This is a genomic window from Flavobacterium circumlabens (genome assembly GCF_004345565.1).
In the GTDB taxonomy this organism is placed as follows: Bacteria; Bacteroidota; Bacteroidia; order Flavobacteriales; family Flavobacteriaceae; genus Flavobacterium; species Flavobacterium circumlabens.
Genome location: NZ_SLWA01000001.1, coordinates 717,996 through 740,151 on the forward strand (window position 1 = coordinate 717,996; position 22,156 = coordinate 740,151).

At 34.9% G+C, this 22,156-nt stretch carries 23 protein-coding genes and 1 tRNA gene; 12 read left to right on the forward strand and 12 right to left on the reverse strand.

Annotated elements, in window-relative coordinates; all coding sequences use genetic code 11:
- Nucleotides 1-78 precede the first annotated feature (78 nt).
- A complete protein-coding gene (locus tag EV142_RS03025) occupies nucleotides 79-1,275 on the reverse strand; it encodes a C1 family peptidase (protein ID WP_132032565.1) in 1,197 nt (398 codons plus the stop codon).
- Nucleotides 1,276-1,511: 236 nt separating this feature from the next.
- Here EV142_RS03025 and EV142_RS03030 point away from each other — a divergent pair, with 236 nt between their 5' ends.
- Nucleotides 1,512-2,309 (forward strand): AraC family transcriptional regulator, encoded by a 798-nt coding sequence (locus tag EV142_RS03030; protein ID WP_132032567.1) that lies wholly within the window; start codon nucleotides 1,512-1,514, stop codon nucleotides 2,307-2,309.
- A 78-nt stretch (nucleotides 2,310-2,387) separates the two neighbouring features.
- Entirely contained in the window at nucleotides 2,388-3,248 is an 861-nt protein-coding gene (locus EV142_RS03035) for a CPBP family intramembrane glutamic endopeptidase (protein ID WP_132032569.1), read from the forward strand.
- 83 nt (nucleotides 3,249-3,331) lie between these two features.
- Here EV142_RS03035 and pyk read toward each other — a convergent pair whose 3' ends face one another.
- The 5 genes from pyk to EV142_RS03060 all read right to left on the reverse strand — a co-directional run bounded on the left by pyk (nucleotide 3,332) and on the right by EV142_RS03060 (nucleotide 7,862).
- A complete protein-coding gene (gene pyk, locus EV142_RS03040) occupies nucleotides 3,332-4,765 on the reverse strand; it encodes a pyruvate kinase (protein ID WP_132032571.1) in 1,434 nt (477 codons plus the stop codon).
- Between the two features lie 5 nt (nucleotides 4,766-4,770).
- Nucleotides 4,771-5,259 (reverse strand): IPExxxVDY family protein, encoded by a 489-nt coding sequence (locus EV142_RS03045; protein WP_132032573.1) that lies wholly within the window; start codon nucleotides 5,257-5,259, stop codon nucleotides 4,771-4,773.
- Nucleotides 5,260-5,384: 125 nt separating this feature from the next.
- The gene (gene rnc, locus EV142_RS03050) at nucleotides 5,385-6,125 is read right to left on the reverse strand and encodes a ribonuclease III (RefSeq protein WP_132032575.1); all 741 of its coding nucleotides are present in this window, start codon (nucleotides 6,123-6,125) and stop codon (nucleotides 5,385-5,387) included.
- Between the two features lie 8 nt (nucleotides 6,126-6,133).
- A complete protein-coding gene (fabF, locus tag EV142_RS03055; RefSeq protein ID WP_132032577.1) occupies nucleotides 6,134-7,387 on the reverse strand; it encodes a beta-ketoacyl-ACP synthase II in 1,254 nt (417 codons plus the stop codon).
- Between the two features lie 238 nt (nucleotides 7,388-7,625).
- Nucleotides 7,626-7,862, reverse strand: a complete 237-nt coding sequence (locus EV142_RS03060; protein WP_007137004.1) for an acyl carrier protein — start codon at nucleotides 7,860-7,862, stop codon at nucleotides 7,626-7,628.
- A gap of 175 nt (nucleotides 7,863-8,037) precedes the next feature.
- On the opposite strand from EV142_RS03060, the gene purN reads away from it, so the two are divergent.
- A complete protein-coding gene (purN, locus tag EV142_RS03065; protein WP_132032579.1) occupies nucleotides 8,038-8,601 on the forward strand; it encodes a phosphoribosylglycinamide formyltransferase in 564 nt (187 codons plus the stop codon).
- Between the two features lie 208 nt (nucleotides 8,602-8,809).
- Nucleotides 8,810-9,286, forward strand: coding sequence for a ribonuclease HI (gene rnhA / locus EV142_RS03070; RefSeq protein ID WP_132032581.1), 477 nt, complete (start codon nucleotides 8,810-8,812; stop codon nucleotides 9,284-9,286).
- Between the two features lie 52 nt (nucleotides 9,287-9,338).
- On the opposite strand, the gene EV142_RS03075 is transcribed toward rnhA, so the two are convergent.
- Entirely contained in the window at nucleotides 9,339-9,686 is a 348-nt protein-coding gene (locus tag EV142_RS03075; RefSeq protein WP_132032583.1) for a DUF6249 domain-containing protein, read from the reverse strand.
- A gap of 325 nt (nucleotides 9,687-10,011) precedes the next feature.
- Between EV142_RS03075 and EV142_RS03080 the strand changes: the two genes are divergently transcribed.
- The 6 genes from EV142_RS03080 to EV142_RS03105 all read left to right on the forward strand — a co-directional run bounded on the left by EV142_RS03080 (nucleotide 10,012) and on the right by EV142_RS03105 (nucleotide 14,724).
- A complete protein-coding gene (locus EV142_RS03080; RefSeq protein WP_132032585.1) occupies nucleotides 10,012-10,599 on the forward strand; it encodes an RNA polymerase sigma factor in 588 nt (195 codons plus the stop codon).
- Complete coding sequence (locus tag EV142_RS03085) at nucleotides 10,583-10,984, forward strand: hypothetical protein (protein ID WP_132032587.1); 402 nt, start codon at nucleotides 10,583-10,585, stop codon at nucleotides 10,982-10,984. The genes EV142_RS03080 and EV142_RS03085 overlap by 17 nt, the downstream gene beginning before the upstream one ends.
- Nucleotides 10,985-11,053: 69 nt before the next feature.
- Nucleotides 11,054-11,308 (forward strand): hypothetical protein, encoded by a 255-nt coding sequence (locus EV142_RS03090; RefSeq protein WP_132032589.1) that lies wholly within the window; start codon nucleotides 11,054-11,056, stop codon nucleotides 11,306-11,308.
- Nucleotides 11,266-11,607: a type II toxin-antitoxin system RelE/ParE family toxin gene (locus tag EV142_RS03095; RefSeq protein WP_132032591.1), complete on the forward strand. Its 342-nt coding sequence runs from the start codon at nucleotides 11,266-11,268 to the stop codon at nucleotides 11,605-11,607. Before EV142_RS03090 ends, EV142_RS03095 begins: the two co-directional genes overlap by 43 nt.
- 212 nt (nucleotides 11,608-11,819) lie before the next feature.
- On the forward strand, nucleotides 11,820-12,743 hold the full coding sequence (locus EV142_RS03100; RefSeq protein ID WP_132032593.1) for a PfkB family carbohydrate kinase: 924 nt from the start codon (nucleotides 11,820-11,822) through the stop codon (nucleotides 12,741-12,743).
- Nucleotides 12,744-12,825: 82 nt separating this feature from the next.
- Entirely contained in the window at nucleotides 12,826-14,724 is a 1,899-nt protein-coding gene (locus EV142_RS03105; protein ID WP_132032595.1) for an amidophosphoribosyltransferase, read from the forward strand.
- Nucleotides 14,725-15,239: 515 nt separating this feature from the next.
- Here EV142_RS03105 and EV142_RS03110 read toward each other — a convergent pair.
- Entirely contained in the window at nucleotides 15,240-15,851 is a 612-nt protein-coding gene (locus EV142_RS03110; RefSeq protein ID WP_132032597.1) for a superoxide dismutase, read from the reverse strand.
- Nucleotides 15,852-15,989: 138 nt separating this feature from the next.
- The gene (gene pth, locus EV142_RS03115) at nucleotides 15,990-16,616 is read right to left on the reverse strand and encodes an aminoacyl-tRNA hydrolase (protein ID WP_132032599.1); all 627 of its coding nucleotides are present in this window, start codon (nucleotides 16,614-16,616) and stop codon (nucleotides 15,990-15,992) included.
- A 421-nt stretch (nucleotides 16,617-17,037) separates the two neighbouring features.
- On the opposite strand from pth, the gene EV142_RS23965 reads away from it, so the two are divergent.
- Nucleotides 17,038-17,181, forward strand: a complete 144-nt coding sequence (locus EV142_RS23965; protein ID WP_158286285.1) for a hypothetical protein — start codon at nucleotides 17,038-17,040, stop codon at nucleotides 17,179-17,181.
- A gap of 175 nt (nucleotides 17,182-17,356) precedes the next feature.
- Here the strand turns inward: EV142_RS23965 and EV142_RS03120 are convergent, their stop codons facing one another.
- Entirely contained in the window at nucleotides 17,357-17,968 is a 612-nt protein-coding gene (locus tag EV142_RS03120; protein WP_132032601.1) for a 50S ribosomal protein L25/general stress protein Ctc, read from the reverse strand.
- A gap of 120 nt (nucleotides 17,969-18,088) precedes the next feature.
- Nucleotides 18,089-19,030, reverse strand: coding sequence for a ribose-phosphate pyrophosphokinase (locus EV142_RS03125; RefSeq protein WP_132032603.1), 942 nt, complete (start codon nucleotides 19,028-19,030; stop codon nucleotides 18,089-18,091).
- Between the two features lie 289 nt (nucleotides 19,031-19,319).
- Here EV142_RS03125 and EV142_RS03130 point away from each other — a divergent pair.
- Nucleotides 19,320-19,399, forward strand: a tRNA-Leu gene (locus tag EV142_RS03130).
- Nucleotides 19,400-19,594: 195 nt separating this feature from the next.
- Here EV142_RS03130 and EV142_RS03135 read toward each other — a convergent pair.
- Nucleotides 19,595-22,048, reverse strand: a complete 2,454-nt coding sequence (locus EV142_RS03135) for a P-loop NTPase family protein (protein WP_132032605.1) — start codon at nucleotides 22,046-22,048, stop codon at nucleotides 19,595-19,597.
- Nucleotides 22,049-22,156: the final 108 nt, after the last annotated feature.

Sequence of the window (22,156 nt, forward strand, 5' to 3'; positions counted from 1 at the left end):
TAGATTTAAAAATCTTGAATAAAAAAAAGCGCCACAATTACTTGCAGCGCTTTTCTATATTCTAAAATCGAGATAAACTTAAACTCCTAACTTCTTAGCAATCTCAGCAGGAAGCCCTCCTTTGTTTACCAACAAAGCTGTAGTTTTATATTTTACGAAATTTTTGGTCACAAACAAGAAACCTTTGTAGTCGTTTGTTTCTCCCCAGGAGTTTTTTACGATGTAATATTCTCTTCCGGTTTGATCTTTGGCAAGACCGATAATATGCATTCCGTGGTCGTCTGTAGTCGTGTAATTGTCAAACGCAGCCTGACGCATTTCTGGTGTGATTTCCGGTTCCGGTTTTGGTCCGTTAAACATGTCTGCTTTTTCTTCGGCAGTCATATCATCGAATTTTTTGGTCGGAACATACGCCACACCATTTTTCCAGCTAAAGCTTTTTTCACTTACGTCAGTTGCCCAGGCTACCGTGTATCCTTTTTTCAAAGCATTGTCGATAACGTCTGTCATATCGTTTACTTTTACATTGTACACCTGATCAAAAGACCAGTTGTCCGGTACCATCATGGTTGTTTTTTGGTAATACGGCGCTGTTGTAAACGATGACATTTCGATATAATCATCAGGATTGATTCCTACTACTTCTTTCGCAAAAGATTGTGGCGTGTAATTTTTTCCTTTGTATGTAAAATTATCCGGCGCTTTTCCTAAATACGAATCAATAACGGCAGCATACGCTTTTTGCCAGTTTGGTGTTAATTCTCCGTTTGGATTTTTTACCACAGCCGCCAAAACGCCTTCGATAAGCGCAGCCATTTCTCCAAATTTATTTTTATCAGTTCCGTAATTCAGTCCTGTGTAGACTTCTCTAGGAACGGTTCCGTATTTTCTGTACATATTAATTACATCGTGCAAGGCACCACCGTCACCCAAAGTAACCGCTCCGTGCATACGAACATAATTGATTCCTTTTTCAACATAAACATTTCTTGCCGAATAAATCTGAGACAATTCAACCGGCTGTTTTCCCAAACGAATCATTTCTGACTCTAAAAAAGAGTTGGTAGAATAACTCCAGCAAGTTCCTGAAGAACCTTGTGTTTTTACAGAGGTTGTTCCTAAATTGATTTGTTCTGTGAATTTAAAGTTCTCTTTACTTTTATCACTCGCATTTAGTTTTAAGGAGTTTACCAAAACGTCCTGTGCAAAACAGCTGCTTGCTCCAACAAAAAATACCGAAGCCGCAAGTACCGATTTGAATGAAAATGGATTCATAAATTAATGTTTAAGGTTTGAATAAATTAGTCTGTAATGTTTCTAATTTGTTACAAAACAATTAAATTTTATGTAATTTATTGCGCTTCTGCGGTTAATTTTTTCACAATCTTTTTATTAAGGCGTAAAATAGTACAAAATATGCAAAACCAATTGTTGTTTTTACAATCTGAAAAGAATAACAGGTTATAGTTCTGAAATTAATAGTAATTTGGTTGCTGTAATTCCCAACTACAATGTACGAACTGGAAAAAGAGAAATACTTAGGCAATACCAAAAACATTTACAACAACAGTCAGGGAATTGCCGTTGTAGAAACAGAGTATCAGCAGAAAGTTTTTGAAGGCTGGCACTCGCACAACAATGCGCACATTACGCTTTTCCTGAAAGGCGGAACGTCTGAAAAACGAAAAAATTCCAGTCTTGATGTCGGTCCCGGTTCGTTATTGTTTTACCATAGCGATGAATTGCACCTGAATCACAATACGCTTTTTCCGTCTAAAAATATTAACCTCGAGATTGAAGAAAACGTACTTAAGGAACTTCAGATCAACGAATCCATTATCGAAAAATCGGTTCGAAATACCACTCTTACCAAATTTCTGATCCTTAAGATTTTTAGAGAATCCCTGGTTGCCGATCCTTTTTCGGGCGATACGATCAACATGCTGTTTGCGCAACTGTCCAACCCGAATGCCCATTTGGATCAATTCGAAAAAAGTCCGTTTTGGGTTAAGAGTTTAAATGAATTACTCAACGATTGCTGGAACGAAAACCCGAACCTGCAGGATCTGGCGCAGGTTTTAAATTTAAATCCGATTACCATTTCAAAACATTTTCCCAGATATTTCGGCTGTACACTCGGCGAATACATGCGCCGGATTAAAATCAACCGTTCCCTTTCGCTGATCAATTCGAAAGAAAGCAATCTGACCGAAATTAGTTTTCAGTGCGGATTTTCGGATCAGAGTCATTTTATACGGACGTTTAAAAATCAAACCGGATTTCTTCCGAAACAATTTCAAAAATTATAGGAGAGGCAAATTTCATTCTATTTTTTGGTTTTCATGCGGGCTACATTTGTCTTATTATAATCATTAAATCAAACTCAAATGGAAACGCTTACTGCCAAACAAAAAATATTTAATTTCCCGGTTACCAAAATCATTCTGGCCTTACTTACCTTTATGGCTTTCATAATTATCGGACAGCAAATTGCCGCAAAATTACTTGGAATGACTGCCCTGGATAAAGACTTCAGAAATCTTTTTAAAGGAATTTTTGTTTCGGCCTTAGCCGTTACGAGTTATATTCTTTTCTTTACCTATTATGAAAAAAGAGCCGTAACCGAATTATCGTCAAAAAGACTGGCTCAAAATCTGATCATAGGAACATTAATCGGTTTTGTGCTGCAGGCCCTAACGATTCTGGTAATTTACCTTAGTGGAGGATTTAGTATTGTTGCCGTAAATCCGGTTTCGTTTATTCTGATTCCGCTTACAGTGGCTTTTACAATTGCCATTATTGAAGAGATATTGGTTCGCGGGATTGTGTTCAGGATTATTGAGGAAAAACTCGGAACTTATATTGCCCTCAGCATTTCGGCTGTTTTATTTGGAGCCCTGCACATGGCAAATCCAAACAGCACTTTGCTTTCGGGATTGTGTATTACGTTTGCAGGATTCTTACTGGGTGCTGCTTTTGTTTACAGCCGAAATTTATGGTTTCCGATTGCGCTGCATTTTGCGTGGAATTTTACCCAGTCGGGCATTTTTGGCGCGATCACTTCCGGAAACGAAAAAACCAAAAGTTTACTGGAAAGCAAAATACAGGGATCAGTCCTTTTAACCGGAGGAGAATTTGGGCCGGAAGGCAGTATACAAGCCACCCTGTTTTGTTTTATCGCCGCACTTGTATTATTGGCTTTAAGCCACAAAGAAAACAAAATAATGGCACCTTACTGGAAAAAATAAACTACACCAATCACCAATAAAAAAGGGTTTATGAAATTTTCATAAACCCTTTTTTGATAGGTTGTTATCGTAAAACGAGAGGACTATTCTATTTCAGAAACTCTCATCGTATTTACCATTCCTTTATCTTTAATTGGCATTGCCGCAAGGTTAATTAAGTAATCTCCTTTTACAGCGTATCCTTTTTCTACTGCTATTCTGTTTACGTCAGTTACCGTATCATCTGTACTCTCGTCTTTATCATAGTAGTATGATTTTACTCCCCATAATAAATTCAATTGTGTTAAGATTCTTCTGTTTGAAGTAAATACCAAAATATGTGCTGAAGAAGGTCTCCACGCAGAAATCTGGAAAGCGGTATACCCACTGTTTGTTAACGTACAAATTGCTTTTGCGTTAATTTCATTCGCCAATAAAGCGGCCTGGTGACAAACTGTTTTAGTAATAAAACGTTTTGTTTTGATTTGCGGCGTATTTTGAGGAACATTGATAAGCGGAGAGTTTTCAACTGCTTCACAAATCTGAGTCATTTTCTGAATTACCTGTACCGGATAATTTCCTGTAGCAGTTTCTCCGGACAACATTACGGCATCAGCACCGTCCATTACAGAGTTGGCAACGTCATTTACTTCCGCTCTTGTTGGCGTTAAACTGGTAATCATGGTTTCCATCATCTGAGTCGCAACGATAACCGGAATTCTGGCTGTTTTTGCTCTTCTGATCAGGTCTTTTTGTACTAATGGTACTTCGTGTGCAGGAAGTTCAACTCCTAAATCTCCACGGGCAACCATTAAAGCATCACAATACGCTACAATTTTATCCATGTTCTCAAGAGCTTCCGGCATTTCAATTTTAGCAATAATAGGAATTTTAACATCTGAATGTTGTGCAATCAATTCCTGTAAATCCTGTAAATCACGAGGCGTTTTCACGAATGAAAGCGCAATCCAGTCTACTTTTTGCTCAATAGCAAAAATAGCATCTGCAATATCTTTTTCAGTTAAAGCCGGTAAAGAAATCTTAGTGTTTGGAAGATTAACTCCTTTTTTAGATTTTAATTCTCCACCCTGAATTACTTTAGCTACAACTTCTGTTTTTTTATCTGTTGAAATAATTTCAAAAATAAGTTTACCGTCATCAAGCAAAATGCGCTCTCCCGGGTTCACATCATTTGGGAAATTCTGGTATTTCATGAATACTTTTGAAGCCGTTCCGATCACGTCTTCAGCAGTAGTAAAAGTAATGATGTCACCATCATGTACTACGGTTCCTTCTTCCATAACCCCAACTCTAAGTTTTGGTCCCTGCAAATCTCCAAGGATTGCCGTAGTGTAACCAAACTCATCATTAAGGCCTCTGATAATTCCAATTTTTTCTTTTACTCCTTCGTAATCAGCATGCGAAAAGTTAACTCTAAACACATTTACACCTGCGTCGATCATATCTTTGATAATCTCTCTAGTTCCACATGCAGGTCCAAGTGTGGCTACAATTTTGGTTTTTTTGTTTGTAAGCATTTTTTTTAAAAAATTAAATTGTTTTTTGACTTTATTTTGTTTGTATCCACAACATATATAGCTGCGATACTCTCTATTGCATTTAACTGTTGTTGGATTTCTGAATAATCAACAGCCTCGTCGCTGATATCGATTTTCAGGAAAAAATCTACTTTTTTGAATTCAGGAAGTAAATGAATTGTTGTAGAAACCTCACTCGTTTCATTGGAAAACAAATTCTGGAAATCATTTGTACTCACTGAAATGATCTCATTTTTATTCTGAATCAGATTCCATGAAACGGCCTTTTCAGAATCATAATAGTAAAATCTGGAAAAATTTGCTTCACCTTCCTTAGTTTGAGCGTGGATCTCGTTCTTGCTCTTACTTAAGTTTATCGGAAGTTTTTTATTGATAAAATAGGCCAGTCGGTAATCTTCTAATGAAGTATGAATTGCCATTAAATAATAATCAATTTCGTCAAATTCGTCCAAATCCAATCTATGAATTGCCATATCATGAAAAATCAAGTTGTAAATATACTATTTCTAACGGACCATCAATAGTTAAGATTAGCTTGTTTTTGTTAATTTATAAACGAAAACGTTGTAGCTTTAACAAAGCCATGCTATTTATGTAGTTATTTCTTATCTATTTTTTCCTGAAATGCAAAATAGGCACGCTGCGATGCTTTTTCTTCTGCTTTCTTTTTTGAAGTTGCTCTCGCTCTTGCAATTACTTTGTCGTCTATACTTAATTTTACGCCAAACAAACGTTGCCCGTCAATTCCGTTATCTTCAAAAATATCATAATGAAAGATTCTCTTTTCTTTCTGACACCATTCGATAACCAAACTTTTATAGCTAATTACTTTCCCTTCAAGTCGGGCGATATCAACATACGGTGTAATGACTCTTTTTTGAATAAACTTTTCGCAAAAAGGATATCCTCTATCCAGATAAATAGCGCCAATCAGGGATTCAAAAATATTACCATGAATATTTTCTCCAAAATGATGAATAGGCACTTTGCTTTCTACAAACCGAACTAAGTTTAGGTCTTTCCCTAATTCATTCAGGTGTTCCCGGCTTACAATTTTTGAGCGCATCTTAGTCAGATACCCTTCATCCCCATTAGGTGCTTTGTTAAACAAATGCGCTGCAATAACAGCACTTAACATGGCATCTCCTAAAAATTCCAAACGTTCGTAATTAATGGGGTGCCCGGATTCATCCAGCTTGTTAGAAGAGCGGTGTGTAAAAGCTTTCTTATAAAAATCTATCGAAGCGGGCTCAAAACCAAGTATTTTCTGAATAGTGTCAAAAAAAATCCCGTCTTCTGGAGAACGGGATTTTGAAAATATTTTTTTGATAAAATTCATAGACAAAACTAGTCAGCTAATTTTTTAAACAATACACAAGCATTGTGTCCACCAAAACCAAAAGTGTTACTCATCGCAACATTTACTTCTCTTTTCTGAGGTTTGTTTAAAGTCAGATTTAATGCCGGATCGATATTTTCATCCACAACCGTATGGTTAATCGTTGGAGGAACAATTCCGTGTTTCATCGCCAGGATAGAAGCAATTGCTTCAATAGCTCCGGCAGCACCCAGTAAATGTCCTGTCATCGATTTTGTAGAGTTGATATTGATGTTTTTGGCATGACTTCCGAAAACAGCACTAATTGCTTTTAGTTCGGCAACATCTCCTAATGGAGTAGAAGTTCCGTGAGTGTTGATGTGATCAACATCTTCAGGAGTCATTCCTGCGTCTCTTAATGTATTTTTCATTACTGCAATAACTCCAATTCCTTCCGGATGTGGTGCTGTTAAGTGGTACGCATCAGATGACATTCCGCCACCGCCAACTTCGCAATAAATTTTTGCTCCGCGTGCTTTAGCATGTTCGTATTCTTCAAGAACCAAAGCTCCTGCTCCTTCTCCTAAAACGAAACCGTCTCTGGTTCCATCAAAAGGTCTTGAAGCTGTTTCGGGACTTTCATTTCTGGTAGATAAAGCGTGCATAGAATTAAAACCTCCCATACCGGCAATAGTAATCGCAGCTTCTGAACCACCTGATACAATAACATCACACATTCCTAAACGGATGTAGTTGAAAGCATCGATTAAGGCATTTGCAGAAGAGGCACATGCAGAAACAGTAGTATAATTTGGACCCATATAACCATTACGCATTGAAATATGCGCAGGAGCAATATCGGCAATCATTTTTGGAATAAAAAACGGATTGAATTTTGGAGTTCCGTCACCTTTAGCGTAATAAATTACTTCTTCCTGAAACGTTTCCAAACCTCCAATTCCTGCTCCCCAGATCACACCAACTCTTGTTTTGTCGATATTATCATTCGTAAGTCCGGCATCTTTAATGGCCTCATCACTTGCGGCAACAGCGTATTGGGCAAATTTATCCAATCTTCGGGATTCCTTGCGATCCATGTAATCTTCAATATTGAAGTTTTTTACTTCGCAAGCAAATTTCGTTTTATGCTTTTCTGTATCATAATACGTGATAGGAGCGGCTCCGCTAACTCCATTCAAAAGTGCCTCCCAATAATCCTGGATATTATTCCCGATAGGAGTAAGAGCACCTAATCCTGTTACAACAACTCGCTTTAACGTCATAAATATGTATTTTGTACTTTAAACAAATAAAACCCATGCTTTCTTAACTGTAGTGTTACTTTAAGAGCTATGGGTATTACAATATAAATATATCTTTTTGATTGAAAACCAATCGAATTTTAAATTTTAAAAAAATAATAACACCCGATTTCCATAAATTCCAATTTTAAAAAAACAAAACCAATTTTGGGATTTGGAATTTCAAATTTGAGTTTTTTAGAATTCGGGTGTGGTATTATTATTTTTTAGCTTCCTCGATATAAGAAATAGCTTGACCAACAGTAGCAATGTTTTCTGCTTGATCGTCTGGAATTTGAATATCAAATTCTTTTTCGAATTCCATAATAAGCTCAACAGTGTCTAATGAGTCAGCTCCTAAATCATTAGTGAAGCTTGCTTCTGTTACAACTTCGTTTTCGTCAACGCCTAATTTGTCTACGATAATCGCTTTTACTCTTGATGCAATGTCTGACATAATCTTTAATTTTAGAATTTAATTTGTTGGCAAAAATAAAAAACTTTATTTTAAAACAACTATTTAGTTTATAAATGTGATACTAATTTATAAAATTAATTTCAAGAAAGCCCTTTTAATACTATTTATTTTCGTTTTTTATTCCGTTTTTTGCATTCTCAAAATAAATTCGATTATGAAAAAAATTATTGTTTTTGCCTCAGGATCAGGAAGTAATGCCGAAAATATCATAAAACATTTTGCAAAAACGAAAATCGCAAAAGTCGTTTCGGTTTTTACCAATAATGCTTCGGCAAAAGTTATCGAAAGAGCCAAAAATCATCAAATTCCTGTCGAAATCTTCTCTAAAACAGAACTTTTAGAAAGAAATTTATTGCAAAAAATACAGGAAATCGATCCGGATCTGATTGTCCTTGCCGGCTTCTTATTGAAATTCCCGGACCATATAATTGAACAGTATCCTCATAAAATTATCAACATTCATCCTGCGCTTTTACCTAATTACGGGGGAAAAGGTATGTATGGAATGCACATTCACAGGGCAATAGTAAACAACAAAGAAAAAGAAACCGGAATCTCTATTCATTATGTAAATGAACATTATGATGAAGGCGGTATTATTTTTCAGAAAAATGTACTGCTGACAGAAGAAGATACACCGGAAACAGTGGCCGAAAAAATACATGAATTGGAACAAAAGTATTTTCCGGAAATTATTTCCAGATTGTTAGAAGGTTAGACTTCTTAGATTGTTAGACTTCTTAGATTTTTGGATTATTAGACTCTTTAGATATTAGAAGTATTTAAGCATTTCTAATAGAAATTCACGAAGTCTAAAATCCTACATTCTAATCCGTCTAAAGATCCAGCAATCCAAAATCCAAATTCTAGCGATCCAAAAATCTAACAATCTAAGAAGTCCAAAAATCTAAGAAGTCTAAAAAAAAATGAATCACGAAGTACATATATATACTGATGGCGCCGCTAAAGGAAATCCTGGAAACGGAGGTTATGGCGTAGTCATGGAATTGGTTGGAACACCGCATAAAAAAGAATTTTACGAAGGCTTTCGCCTGACGACCAACAACAGAATGGAACTTTTGGCGGTAATTGTGGGTCTGGAGAAATTAAAAAACCCAAATATGAAAGTACTTGTGATTTCTGATTCTAAATACGTCGTGGATTCCGTTGAAAAAAAATGGGTTTTAGGCTGGGAAAAAAAGAAATTTGCCGGAAGGAAAAATTCAGATTTATGGAAACGGTTTTTAGTGATCTACCGCAAACATCAGGTCGATTTTAAATGGATAAAAGGCCATAACAATCACCCGCAAAACGAACGTTGTGACCAACTGGCCGTTATGGCATCAATGCAGCCCAAACTTTCTGTAGATGTTTATTACGAAACCATCGGATCTAAAGAATAAAAAAAAGCATCCGCTGTGGCGGATGCTTTTTTTTACTAACTTAAATGCTTACTTATTCTTTATCTAAGTCTTTTGCTGCTTTAAATCCGGTCAAAAGTCCAATTCCTGCCATTATAAAGATAATAGATGGATAAACGGCACCATCTTCTAAAGAAGTGTAAGTTGTAATCAGCAACGCAAGAAAAATTCCAACGCCGGAGCCAATTAATAAAAAAGCCAAATTAACAACTAAGATTTTCCAGATCGGAACACCTTTTTCCCTGCCTTGTAAAAAAATGCTGGCATCGACACCTTTTTCTATAAGTGCCAAACGTTCCCGGTTTCTGGTGGAATAAATAAGATAAACAATCCCGAAGATCATTAGAAAAAAACTAAGTGGTACTAAAATTCCTGCTAACATAATATTTTGTTTTTAATTGATTGATACTTCATAAGACGAGAGGAGTTTTATTTAGGTTACAGAATTTTTAAAAAAATTAAACCAAATTCTAAAAAGGAAGAAATTCCAATTTTTCAAATCCCAAATTCCAACGAAATTACCATTACCTTTGAGTTTATTATATAAAGCTATACTCTTTGCACTGATTTTCATCTGTAATAATTGGAATTTCAATATTGGGATTTGGAATTTTCTTTTTTTGGAATTTCCTTTAAGTTGGAATTTTAAAAATGATTTTTTTTACTTTCCCTGTAACCTAATTAAAGTAACTGTCGTCCTATATAATATGAGTACTTTAAATGATCAGCATTATATCGACAAAATTCTGCAGGGTGAGACCAATGTGTTTGCCGTGCTGGTAGATCGATATAAGGATATGATCTTTAGCCTGGCACTCAAAATGGTTAAAAACCGCGAGGAGGCCGAAGAAGTGGCACAAGATACTTTTATTAAGATTTACAATTCCTTAAGTAAGTTTAAAGGAGATTCTAAATTCTCAACCTGGAGTTATAAAATCGCCTACAATACCTGCTTAGACCGTTTGAAGAAAAATAAAAAAGAAGAAAACAATATCTCGATTGATGAGTTTTCGGCACATTTAATAAAAACAATGGACAATGCGCTGAGTGCATTAGAAGACAAAGAACGGAAGCAGACCATTCAGAATTGTCTAAATTTACTGCCGGGAGAAGACAATATCATCCTGACTTTATTTTATTTTGACGATCAGAGTCTGGAAGAAATTGGAAAAATCATGAATATTTCAGCCAACAATGCTAAAGTAAAATTATTCAGAAGCAGACAAAAACTGGCTGTTATCCTTAAGAAGCAATTAGAACCCGAAATACTGGAGTATTATGACAGAGCGCGATAAAAACATAGAAAATCTTATTGATAAAATGATGGCCGAAAACACTTTAGAATCACCATCTATTGACTTCACTTCAAAAATAATGACTCAGGTTTTAGCGGCTGAAAAAAGCAAAATCAAAGCCTACCAACCTTTGATTTCCAAAACAACCTGGATACTTATGGGTGCAGGTTTAGCTGCTTTGATTGCTTATTCGCTTTATTCCAGTAGCGACACTTCTGCTTTAGAAACCTCTCAATTGTATTTAAATTTAGATAAAGCTTCTGCCCTATTTTCAGGAATTCATTTTTCTAAAAACATATTGTATGGGGTTTTAATAGTTCCTTTTATGATCTTAATTCAGATTGGGGTTTTGAAAAATTATTTTGACAAGAAGTATGAGTTGTAGATTTAATTTTTTTTAACTTATTTGAAATTCAAATTGTTGTAATTTTGTTAGGTCTTTAATTTTAATCAAATGATACAAAAAACCATCACTCCCAAAGATAAAATTGTCAATCTTTCTTTTGAGATTCCAAAAAATTATATTGGAAAAGCATTGACAGTATCAATTGATTTCGAAGACGAAAGCGATCAGAATGAAATAGAATTATCTAAAGAAGATTTTTTAAAATGGATAAAAACTGCTGAAAAATCTCCAACAATGTCTTTAGAAATGTTTAATGAAAAATGGGAAGAGAAAAAGCTGAAAATACAAAACAATATACGTTAGATATTTCTGAACATTATTTTCTGAATTTAGAAGAAATTGTAAATTACATCGCATTCGAAAAACATCAGCCTTTAAATGCAATTAAAGTTGGTAATGGAATAAATAAAGCAATGGCTAAGATAATCCATAATCCTTTAATTTATTCTGAATGTGAAAATATTCCAACTAAAACCAAAATTTACAGGGAAGCTTCTTATAAAACATGGCTCATTATATTTAAGATAAAGAAAAACCACATTACAATTCTTGGTGTTTTAAGCGGAAAGAGAAAAGCTTCTTCTTTTAGAAAAATCAGATAGAAATTTTAAAGCTTTTTTCAAAAATAAAACTTGCGATTTAAATCGGGAAATCCTATTTTAAGCATTCCATTGAATCAAATATAATTTACTCATTTACAATAGTTTCAGACCCGAAAACGATATTGTTTTTTTTATGAAAATTTTGAGAGTGTAAACCGTTGCAATATTGTAACTTATGAAGTATCTTTGCACCCTAATTCGAAATTCATAAAATGAATAAATTATTGATTGTTGGAACAGTTGCTTTCGACGCGATTGAAACTCCTTTCGGAAAAACAGATAAAATATTAGGTGGTGCTGCAACGTACATTGGTTTATCAGCATCTTTTTTCAACCTGCAATCGGCCATTGTTTCTGTAGTTGGTGACGATTTTCCTCAAGAACATTTAGATTTACTGACTTCAAAAAATATTGATATCTCGGGTATCGAAATTGTAAAAGGCGGAAAAACCTTTTTCTGGAGCGGTTTATACCACAACGATTTAAACTCCAGAGACACTCTTGTAACGGAACTAAACGTTTTAGCTGATTTTCAGCCTAAAGTTCCTCAGAACTTCAAAGATGCTGACATCGTAATGTTAGGAAACTTACATCCGCTGGTACAAAGCAGTGTTTTGGATCAAATGGAGAAAAAACCAAAATTAGTAGTTTTAGATACTATGAATTTCTGGATGGACTGCGCTTTACCGGAATTGCTTGAAGTAATTAAACGTGTAGACGTTATCACAATCAACGACGAAGAAGCAAGACAGCTTTCGGGAGAATATTCATTAGTAAAGGCGGCGAACAAAATCCAGGAATTGGGACCAAAATATGTGGTGATCAAAAAAGGAGAACACGGCGCACTTTTATTCCACAACAGAGAAGTATTTTTTGCACCGGCATTACCTTTAGAAGATGTTTTTGATCCAACAGGAGCCGGAGACACTTTCGCAGGAGGTTTTTCAGGATTTATTGCACAAAGTGAAAACATTTCGTTTGGGAACATGAAAAACGCAATTATTTACGGTTCAAATCTCGCTTCATTCTGCGTAGAGAAATTTGGAACCGAAAGGATGCAAACATTAAGCAAAGCTGAAGTAGCGATTCGATTACAGCAATTTAAATCGTTAACTCAGTTTGACATAGAAATATAATACCTGAGAGCCTCGATAAAACGGGGCTTTTTTTATTACGTTAATACACACAACTTACAACAACAACACAAATACAAAAAAAATGAGCGACGCGTTAAAACACGAATGTGGTATAGCCTTAGTTAGACTTCTGAAACCGCTTGAATATTACAAAGAGAAATACGGAACTGCTTTTTACGGGATACAAAAAATGTACCTGATGATGGAGAAGCAGCACAACCGTGGTCAGGATGGTGCAGGTTTTGCAAGCATCAAACTTGATGTTGAAGCCGGACAACGCTACATCAGCAGAGTCCGTTCGAATCATTCGCAACCTATCCAGGATGTTTTTGCACAGATCAATGACCGCATCAATGAAGAAATGACTGCGCATCCTGAATATGCCAATGATGTTGAAAAACAAAAAGCGAACATACCTTATATAGGAGAGTTATTTTTAGGTCACGTTCGTTACGGGACTTTCGGTAAAAACAGTATCGAAAGCGTACATCCCTTTTTACGTCAGAGTAACTGGATGCACCGTAATCTTATCCTGGCAGGTAACTTTAATATGACGAATGTTAAAGAACTTTTCGAGAATTTAGTTGAGCTTGGACAGCATCCGAAAGAAATGGCCGATACCGTTACCGTAATGGAAAAAATAGGTCATTTCCTTGACAAAGAGGTGATGCAATTGTATCAGGACTGCAAACAAGAAGGCTATTCTAAAAGAGAAGCTTCTCCTGTTATTGCAGAACGTTTAGATATTGCAAAAATATTGGCCCGTTCGGCTAAAAATTTAGATGGAGGTTATGCAATGGCCGGTTTATTGGGTCATGGTGACGCTTTCGTTTTCAGAGATCCTGCAGGAATTCGTCCTGCATACTTTTATCAGGATGATGAAGTTGTGGTAGTCGCTTCTGAACGTCCTGTGATTCAAACTGTATTTAATGTTCCTTTTGAAAGTGTTCAGGAAATCTCACCGGGAAATGCTCTGATCATCAAAAAAAGCGGAAAAGTTTCGATGGAGCAAATCCTGGAACCAACTGTTAAAAAAGCATGTTCTTTTGAACGAATTTATTTCTCAAGAGGAAGTGATGCTGAAATTTATCAGGAACGTAAAAACCTTGGTAAATTAATTTTGCCTGCTGTTCTTAAATCGATTGACAGTGATACAGATAATACTGTTTTTTCATACATCCCGAATACAGCTGAAACTTCTTTTTATGGTTTAGTAGAAGCTGCGCAGGATTTCCTGAACCAGCGTAAAAACAATTATATCTTAGAAAACAGAAATACACTTACTGCAGAAACCTTACAGGAATTATTAGCTGTAAAAATTCGCACAGAGAAAGTAGCGATTAAAGATGCCAAGCTAAGAACTTTTATTACCGAAGACAGCAGCCGTGATGATTTAGTAGCACACGTTTACGATGTGACTTACGGAGTGATTAAGCCTACGGACAATCTGGTTATTATTGATGATAGTATTGTTCGCGGTACGACTCTTAAAATGAGCATCATTAAAATGATGGATCGTCTAAAACCAAAACGCATCGTAATCGTTTCTTCAGCTCCGCAGATCCGTTATCCGGATTGTTATGGAATTGACATGGCAAAATTAGAAGGTCTTGTTGCTTTTAGAGCAGCACTGGCTTTATTGAAAGAAAGAAACTTATACCATATAGTAGACGAGGTTTACATTAAATGTAAAGCACAGGAAAACTTTGCTGATACAGATGTTATCAATTATGTAACGGCTATCTATGATCAGTTTACGCCGGAAGAGGTTTCAGATAAAATTGCCGAAATGTTGAGTTCTCCGGAAATCAATGCTGAAGTAAAAATCATTTTCCAAAAAGTAGAGGATTTACATATCGCATGTCCTAAGAATCTGGGAGATTGGTATTTCACCGGAGATTATCCTACACCAGGAGGAAATCGTGTTGTAAACAGAGCTTTCATGAATTTTTATGAGGGAAAAGATGCAAGAGCATATTAGACAATTATTAAGAAAAGGTTAATTTGTGCATTTCATCGGTTTTTTTTGCCGTTAATCCTAAATGTTTGGCAAAATAGAAAAGCTACAATACTTTTGGGAAACCATAACATTAGTAGGTTAAGTTTATGGTAGATTTGGGGCAAAAAGGGTGGAAGCAATTCCACCTTTTTTATTGGAATAAAGTCAAGGATTTATTCAAAGTAAGAAATTACGTATTTCATCGAGTTTATTTGCATTTCATCTAAAATATTTGGCATTACAATACTGCTATCCTACATTTACTACACCATAACATTAGTAGGTTAAGTATATGGTAGATTTGGGGCAAAAAAGGTGGAAGAAATTCCGCCTTTTTTATTGGAATAAACTCTGGTGTGATGTGAAAAAGAGAATAGATTATAGAATCAAGACGAGAGAGAGAATAGAATAAAGAAAATAGAGAGAAGAAAAAATATAGACAAAAAAAGACGGACAACCTTCAGGCTGTCCGTCTTTTTTCTTTATTCTATGCTCTACTATTTATCTAAAGCAAATCTTCTTGCTACTTCTGTCCAGTTAATTACACTGAAAAACGCTTCAATATAATCCGGTCTTCTGTTTTGGTAGTTTAAGTAGTAAGCATGTTCCCAAACATCCATTCCTAAGATTGGAGTTCCACCGTTACCAGCAACTTCTGGCATTAATGGGTTGTCTTGATTTGGAGTACCTACAACTTCTAACTTTCCTCCTTTTTGCACTGTTAACCAAGCCCATCCTGAACCGAATTGTGTAGCACCTGCTTTAGCAAACTTAGCTTTAAATTCTTCAAAAGTTCCAAAAGAAGCTTCGATTGCAGCCAATAGATCTCCTGTTGGTAATCCGCCACCGTCCGGAGACATTACTGTCCAGAACAAGTTGTGGTTGTAAAAACCTCCACCATTGTTACGAACCGCAGCGTTTGTTTTATCTAAGTTAATTAAGATATTTTCTATTGTTTTACCTTCTAAATCTGTTCCTGCAATTGCAGCGTTAAGATTTGTTGTGTAGGCATTATGATGTTTTGAATGGTGAATTTCCATTGTACGGGCATCAATATGTGGTTCTAATGCATCATATGCATAAGGTAATTGTGGTAATTCAAAAGCCATGATATTATGATTTTATGGTTTATAATAATTTATCCCAAATTTAAACATTTAACTTTGGAATAGAAAATACTATTTCGTTATAATTTGATTTAATTAATTGACAATCTGATTTTTTAAGGTTTAAATAGCTGTAAATCTTTATTTTCCATTAAAAGTCGTCATTGTATTTTCTAATCCGGCAGTTCCGAATGACCTGATAATTTCCGAAGCTACTTCTAACCGTTCCGGCAGTTTTGCTTTTTCTTCTTCGTCCCAATCTCCTAAAACGTAATCTACCTGCTGTCCTTTTTTAAACTGATCACTGATCCCGAATCTGAAACGGGTGTATTGCTGTGTATTTAAAACGAGATTGATATTCTTTAATCCGTTATGACCTCCGTCACTGCCTTTTGGTTTGATTCGGATGGTTCCGAAAGACAGGTTTAAATCGTCTGTAATGACTAAAATATTCTCTAATGGAATGTTTTCCTTATCCATCCAGTATTTAACGGCTTTACCGCTTAAATTCATGTAGGTGTTTGGTTTAAGCAGGAAAAAACTTCTTCCTTTAAATTTATATTCTGCCAGTGCACCCAATTTTACGGTTTCGAAAGAAAGACTTTCTTTTCTGGCTAAAAAATCCAGAACTTTAAATCCAATGTTGTGTCGTGTATTTACGTATTCGGCTCCTATGTTTCCTAGTCCTACGATTAAATATTTCTTCATATAATCTGTGTTCTCTTCTTTTGGTGTTGATGAAAACAGTTTTGTTATCCATTTTATCATGTCTGCAAAAATAGGGTTAATTTGGTAATTAGAAAATGTGTCAATTAGATAATTTGAATTGCGCACGGGTTTAACCACAAAGAACGCAATCCCGATAACTATCGGGATACGCTAAGTGCGCTAAGAATGGTACGCAAATGACACGGATTTGTGCCGATTTTATTTTGCTTTATTAGCTTTTGCTCGCATATTTGTCATCCTGAGCGAAGTCGAAGGACCACAAAGTACTTCATTTTAGATTATCGAGTCACTTGCGGGACTTCGACTTCGCTCAGCCTGACATCTGTAGCCTTGTCATTTTTTGTACCTCTGAACCTTTGCAACTTTGAACCTTTTTCCTTATAAAACCAAATTTTCCGGCTAGCCCTGACAGAAGCGGCATCCTTTTTCTTGCTTCTTTAGCAAGGAAAAGATATAGCGGATGGCAGGAATATCTCGTGTTGAAAAAACTAAAATTTCTGCTTCTAAAAAAAATGCTGATTTTATTGCGTGTCGGTTTAACCGCAAAGAACGCAAGGTTTTTTTTGCGCAAGGTTCGCTGGTGCACGCGGATGGTGCTGGTTAAACGGATTTACACGGTTTTTTACAGGGACTTCTCATGAGGATTTTTGGATTGCTCAGTCTGTTATATTGAAGATAATTCTTTCTTAGAACCTTAGTACCTCAGCATCTCAGAACCTCTAAAAACAAAAAAAGCACCAATCTTTCGATTGATGCTTTTGTATTGAATTTGAAAAAAATTATTTTTTCTTTCCTTTTGCAGGAGCTTTTGCAGCTTTTGCAGCCTCTTGAGCAGCTTTCATAGCAGCACGAGAGATTCTTACCTGAGCAACAACCGTGTTTTCCGGGTGCATCACTTTGTAGTCTGGCGTACCAACTTTAGTAACATATAATTTGTTACCCATTTCAAGTGGCGTAATGTCAGCTTCAACAAAATCAGGAAGATTTTTAGGTAAAGCTTTTACTTTTAATTTACGAGTGTTCAAACGTAAAACACCACCTGCAAGAACACCTTTTGATGTACCTACAACTTTTACAGGAACTTCCATAGTGATTTCTTTGTCATCAAATAACTGAAAGAAGTCAATGTGTAAAATTTTGTCAGATACCGGGTGAACCTGAATATCCTGTAAAATTGCATTGAATGATTTTCCTTTTCCAAGCTCAATCACAACTGTGTGTGCATTTGGAGTGTAAACCAAGTTTTTGAATGCCGCAGCCTCCGCTGAGAAATGTACTGCCTGATTTCCTCCGTATAACACGCAAGGAACCGCTCCAGCATTACGTAAGGCTTTAGTTGACACTTTGCCCACGCTTTCTCTTTCTGATCCTTTAATTGTAATCGATTTCATTGTAAAAAAAATATAGTTATTAATAAATATTCAACTGCTTTAAGCTTTAAGCACTAGGCTTTAGGCTTTTTTAAAATGAGTAACAAAGCTTATGGCTTACAGCCTAAAGCGTATTGCTTCTTACATTATAAATTTTCCACTAATGGAATTGTTGTGGTGCACCATGTGCATAACTTCAGCAAAAAGAGGCGCACAACTCACTACTCTTATTTTCTTTGATTCTTTCTTTAACGGAATAGAATCGGTAACGATTAACTCGCTTAATTTTGAGTTTTCTATTTTTTCGTAGGCGTCACCGGATAAAATAGCGTGTGTACAAATTGCTCTGACGCTTAATGCTCCTTTTTCGATCATTAAATCGGCAGCTTTCGCTAATGTTCCACCCGTATCGATCATGTCGTCTACCAATATTACGTTACGACCTTTTACTTCACCAATCAGTTCCATGGTATCGATAACGTTGGCTGCTTTTCTTTGTTTGTAACAGATTACTACATCTGATTCCAGAAACTTAGAGTAAGCATATGCTCTTTTTGAACCTCCCATATCCGGAGATGCAATGGTCAGATTTTCTAATCCTAAACTTTCTACGTATGGTAAAAAGATGGTAGAGGCAAATAAATGATCTACCGGTTTTTCGAAAAACCCCTGAATTTGATCTGCGTGCAAATCCATTGTCATTACTCTTGTTGCTCCGGCAGCATCTAATAAATTAGCTACTAATTTTGCTCCAATCGGAACTCTCGGTTTGTCTTTTCTGTCCTGCCTTGCCCAACCGAAGTATGGCATAACAGCTGTAATATGTCTTGCTGATGCGCGTTTTGCAGCATCAATCATTAATAACAATTCCATCAAATTATCGGCTGTTGGAAATGTTGAGCACACGATAAAAACACGTAATCCTCTGATTGACTCTTCGTAAGATGGCTGAAACTCACCATCACTGTACGTTGACATCGTTACTTTTCCTAACGGAATCCCGTATTGTTCTGCAATTTTTTCTGCAAGATAAACACTTTGTGAACAAGCAAAAATTTTAGCTTCTGGTTCTAGGTGCGACATTATAATTTGTTGTTTTTGCTCCGCTGCGCTTAGTACAATCAAGCTTCACCATTTTCGGTAAAACAAAATAAATATAAATGCCTCGGGTGTAGTTAGTTGTGTGTGCGTCGTTTTAACGAGGTGCAAATTTATAAAATTTATTGGACACTTAAAGGAAAATTTTAAGTATTTTTAGTAGCACATTTAATTTTATTTTTTACATTTGCACCGTGTTAAAGGAATGATGCCATTTATGACTTCATTTTATTGCGTTAAAATAATCGATTTTGATTGTTTTTTCGTCTGCTAAGCCCGGATGGCGGAATTGGTAGACGCGCTGGTCTCAAACACCTGTGGGAAACCGTGCCGGTTCGACTCCGGCTCCGGGTACTTTAAAAACTCCTAAGCTCTTATTTAAAAGAGACTTAGGGGTTTTTTGTTTGCAATTTTGCCGAAATTTTGCCGAAATATTTAGCTCTTTCATTGTATTATCAAGCGTGGTATTCCAACCAAATTTTAGTTTTTTCCAGCCTGTAACAATCAAAACTCACTAGAATTACTATAAAAACAAATTCTAATAAAACGCTATTTATGCGTTAAAACCTTGTCAATTCTTTCGATTTCAGAATTAAAATGCGCTTTAATAGATGCAACTACATTATAGATTACTTCATCATTATCAAAATTTTTCCTGAATTCTAAATCTAATTTTTCCTGCTCTACTAAATATTTTACAAAAATTTCAGCAGATAATTTTCTTCTTCTTAAATCTCTGTTGCCATATTCATCACTATCTGGAAATACTGCTGTCAATTCATTGAAAAATGATTCACTAAATATAGGTGTATCTTGTAATACCAAATCAATATAAGTAAATCTACACAGTAATTTTTTCAAATAATAAACCCCTACTGGCGTAATCGTAATTGACGAAGTTCCCTCAATTTTTGTAACCTCTTCGATATCTTCGGAATACTCAGAGGTAGAAATCAAATTATAGTCAAAAAGAATTTGTATTTCTTCTAAGATAATGTCCTTTGAATATCCTGCTTTTACAAAAAGGCTTGAAATAAAATCAATTTCAACAAATTCAATCTTTTTTGTTCTTTTTAAAGACCGACAATACAAAAAATTTAAAATTCTAATTTTTGTAAAATGATTAGAATTAGAAGGACTAGGACTAAATAAATTAAGTATTGAACTTTTTGATACCTCGTAGTAAAAATTAGAATCTAATGCGATTGATTTAAAAAATTCCCATATTGGAATACCTGCACCTGCACTAGTTCCATAACCAAAAGACATATACTCAGAAATTTTAGTATGACCTGAAAGTAGAAAATTTTTAAAAATTTCCAATCCCTGCCTAGTATTAGGATACGAGGTTTGCTCTAAAAAATCTAAAATTTCAGCATTTTTAGAATTAAATAATGTGTCATATAAATTATCAAATAACTTTTTAAGACTTCCTCGTTCAAATTGTACTGTTTTATTTCCGCCTATTATCTTTGTTTCTTCAAACTGAAAATTCCGAACAACATAATTAATTCTCTTTTTTAAGACTTCAGAATATGGTGGTGCGGTTATATGATAAACAATAGATTGGTATGCATTAAAAGGCGGTTTATTTCTCCATTTGTAAAAATAACCTTCTCTAAGGGATATTACTACTAAGGTCTTTAAATCCCTATTTATAGCATTACCTAATAGAAATACATCTTTTTGATCCGAATCATCTAACTGGTCTGCATTATCAAAAATCACGCAAATCCTCTTACTGCAGATATTTAGTAAATATTCTGATATTTTTTGTAAATGAACCAAAGAATCAGACATTTTAGTTTCAATAAAAGCACCAGTTAATTCCTCTATTTTCTTAGTATCTGAAAGAGCACATGACCAAACACCTGTTTTCTTTTTATCAATATCTGATTTATAAATAACCTTTAAAACGTTAATCTTTGTTAGATTTAATTCTGAATATCTATCTTCAAGTTGATTAATTATTTCACTATAAATATATCTAGTGTCTTTAATTGTCTGACTTGTAGAGCGTCTAAAATCAAGATAAATTACAGGTCTATTTTTTTTGTTTTTTGGCGACAATACAATTTCGGAAAAATACTTAATAAACGTTGTTTTTCCCGCACCTGCAGTTCCTATAAGAATAATCGGGTCAGGCAAATTATTTCCGAATATTTGATTCTTTAATTGGTCATGAGTACTAGAGGTATTTTGGACAGGAAGAATTCTTGTATCAAATGTTGGTGGTTCATCAGAAAAAATTGAACCTAATTCTGAATTATATTTCTTAACATCTTCATTTAGGACATAACAATCTTTTAAAATTTTAATTCCCTCAAGCTCATCTGTATTATAGATTTCTTCAAAAACACCATTAATAATAGGAATTAATTGATTACTTAACTGATTACGAACTAGCTCATCGTTTTTTCTAGCCAATGGGTAATCCTGCACTATAGTTTTACCAACAATTACATCTTTTGTAATTTTAATTTTCCCGTAATTTGATATGGATTCCTTCGATAGTAAATCATAAAATTTATGGAAGTTCTTTTTAATATCATCAAAATTTTTAAAAATATAGCATTTTTCCTCTTGCCAATCTTCAGCGTAGAATTTGCCAATTATAAATTGAGTTCCATTAGTTATAACACCATAAGACAAGCCTTTTTCAAAAAGATATTCCCTGATTTGCTTGACAACTTCTTCGTTTGACGCATTTATAGTTTTTAACTTTATTTCATTGCCCTTTTCTGGTAATTTGAAAGCAACTAAATTTTTTTTAGCCTCAACAACGAATTTGAAATTAGATGTTTTTAACTCATAATCAAAATAACCTACTTTCACATATCCTTCTCTTTCTATGTCAAATTCTGTCCATCCTAAAATATCAATCAATATCTTATCTAATAATTTACTTCTAGTATCGGTTTCCGATAAATTAATATCTTCATAAACCAGATAATCTTTTTCAAAAGATAAAAATTGTTCATAAGCATTATCATATTTTGACATATTGTAAGGATTTAATGATAAGCTAATATAACATTTTTTCTGTAGCTATTACCTGAACTTACTTAGGTCTGCAATCTAATAATTTCATAATGCTATTTATTCTTATGA

Coding starts and splice junctions, on each gene's coding strand:
- EV142_RS03075 (WP_132032583.1), bottom strand. CDS start 9,686: ATGTTAGCAGGAATTTTAGTACCACTTAGTTTTTTTCTAATGATCTTC.
- pyk (WP_132032571.1), bottom strand. CDS start 4,765: ATGCTTACAAACAAAAAAACCAAAATTGTAGCCACACTTGGACCTGCA.
- fabF (WP_132032577.1), bottom strand. CDS start 7,387: ATGACGTTAAAGCGAGTTGTTGTAACAGGATTAGGTGCTCTTACTCCT.
- rnhA (WP_132032581.1), top strand. CDS start 8,810: ATGAATCACGAAGTACATATATATACTGATGGCGCCGCTAAAGGAAAT.
- EV142_RS03025 (WP_132032565.1), bottom strand. CDS start 1,275: ATGAATCCATTTTCATTCAAATCGGTACTTGCGGCTTCGGTATTTTTT.
- EV142_RS03095 (WP_132032591.1), top strand. CDS start 11,266: ATGGGAAGAGAAAAAGCTGAAAATACAAAACAATATACGTTAGATATT.
- EV142_RS03125 (WP_132032603.1), bottom strand. CDS start 19,030: ATGTCGCACCTAGAACCAGAAGCTAAAATTTTTGCTTGTTCACAAAGT.
- pth (WP_132032599.1), bottom strand. CDS start 16,616: ATGATAAAATGGATAACAAAACTGTTTTCATCAACACCAAAAGAAGAG.
- EV142_RS03110 (WP_132032597.1), bottom strand. CDS start 15,851: ATGGCTTTTGAATTACCACAATTACCTTATGCATATGATGCATTAGAA.
- EV142_RS03030 (WP_132032567.1), top strand. CDS start 1,512: ATGTACGAACTGGAAAAAGAGAAATACTTAGGCAATACCAAAAACATT.
- EV142_RS03135 (WP_132032605.1), bottom strand. CDS start 22,048: ATGTCAAAATATGATAATGCTTATGAACAATTTTTATCTTTTGAAAAA.
- EV142_RS03120 (WP_132032601.1), bottom strand. CDS start 17,968: ATGAAATCGATTACAATTAAAGGATCAGAAAGAGAAAGCGTGGGCAAA.
- EV142_RS03060 (WP_007137004.1), bottom strand. CDS start 7,862: ATGTCAGACATTGCATCAAGAGTAAAAGCGATTATCGTAGACAAATTA.
- EV142_RS03105 (WP_132032595.1), top strand. CDS start 12,826: ATGAGCGACGCGTTAAAACACGAATGTGGTATAGCCTTAGTTAGACTT.
- purN (WP_132032579.1), top strand. CDS start 8,038: ATGAAAAAAATTATTGTTTTTGCCTCAGGATCAGGAAGTAATGCCGAA.
- EV142_RS03100 (WP_132032593.1), top strand. CDS start 11,820: ATGAATAAATTATTGATTGTTGGAACAGTTGCTTTCGACGCGATTGAA.
- rnc (WP_132032575.1), bottom strand. CDS start 6,125: ATGAATTTTATCAAAAAAATATTTTCAAAATCCCGTTCTCCAGAAGAC.
- EV142_RS03090 (WP_132032589.1), top strand. CDS start 11,054: ATGATACAAAAAACCATCACTCCCAAAGATAAAATTGTCAATCTTTCT.
- EV142_RS23965 (WP_158286285.1), top strand. CDS start 17,038: ATGGCAGGAATATCTCGTGTTGAAAAAACTAAAATTTCTGCTTCTAAA.
- EV142_RS03035 (WP_132032569.1), top strand. CDS start 2,388: ATGGAAACGCTTACTGCCAAACAAAAAATATTTAATTTCCCGGTTACC.
- EV142_RS03045 (WP_132032573.1), bottom strand. CDS start 5,259: ATGGCAATTCATAGATTGGATTTGGACGAATTTGACGAAATTGATTAT.
- EV142_RS03085 (WP_132032587.1), top strand. CDS start 10,583: ATGACAGAGCGCGATAAAAACATAGAAAATCTTATTGATAAAATGATG.
- EV142_RS03080 (WP_132032585.1), top strand. CDS start 10,012: ATGAGTACTTTAAATGATCAGCATTATATCGACAAAATTCTGCAGGGT.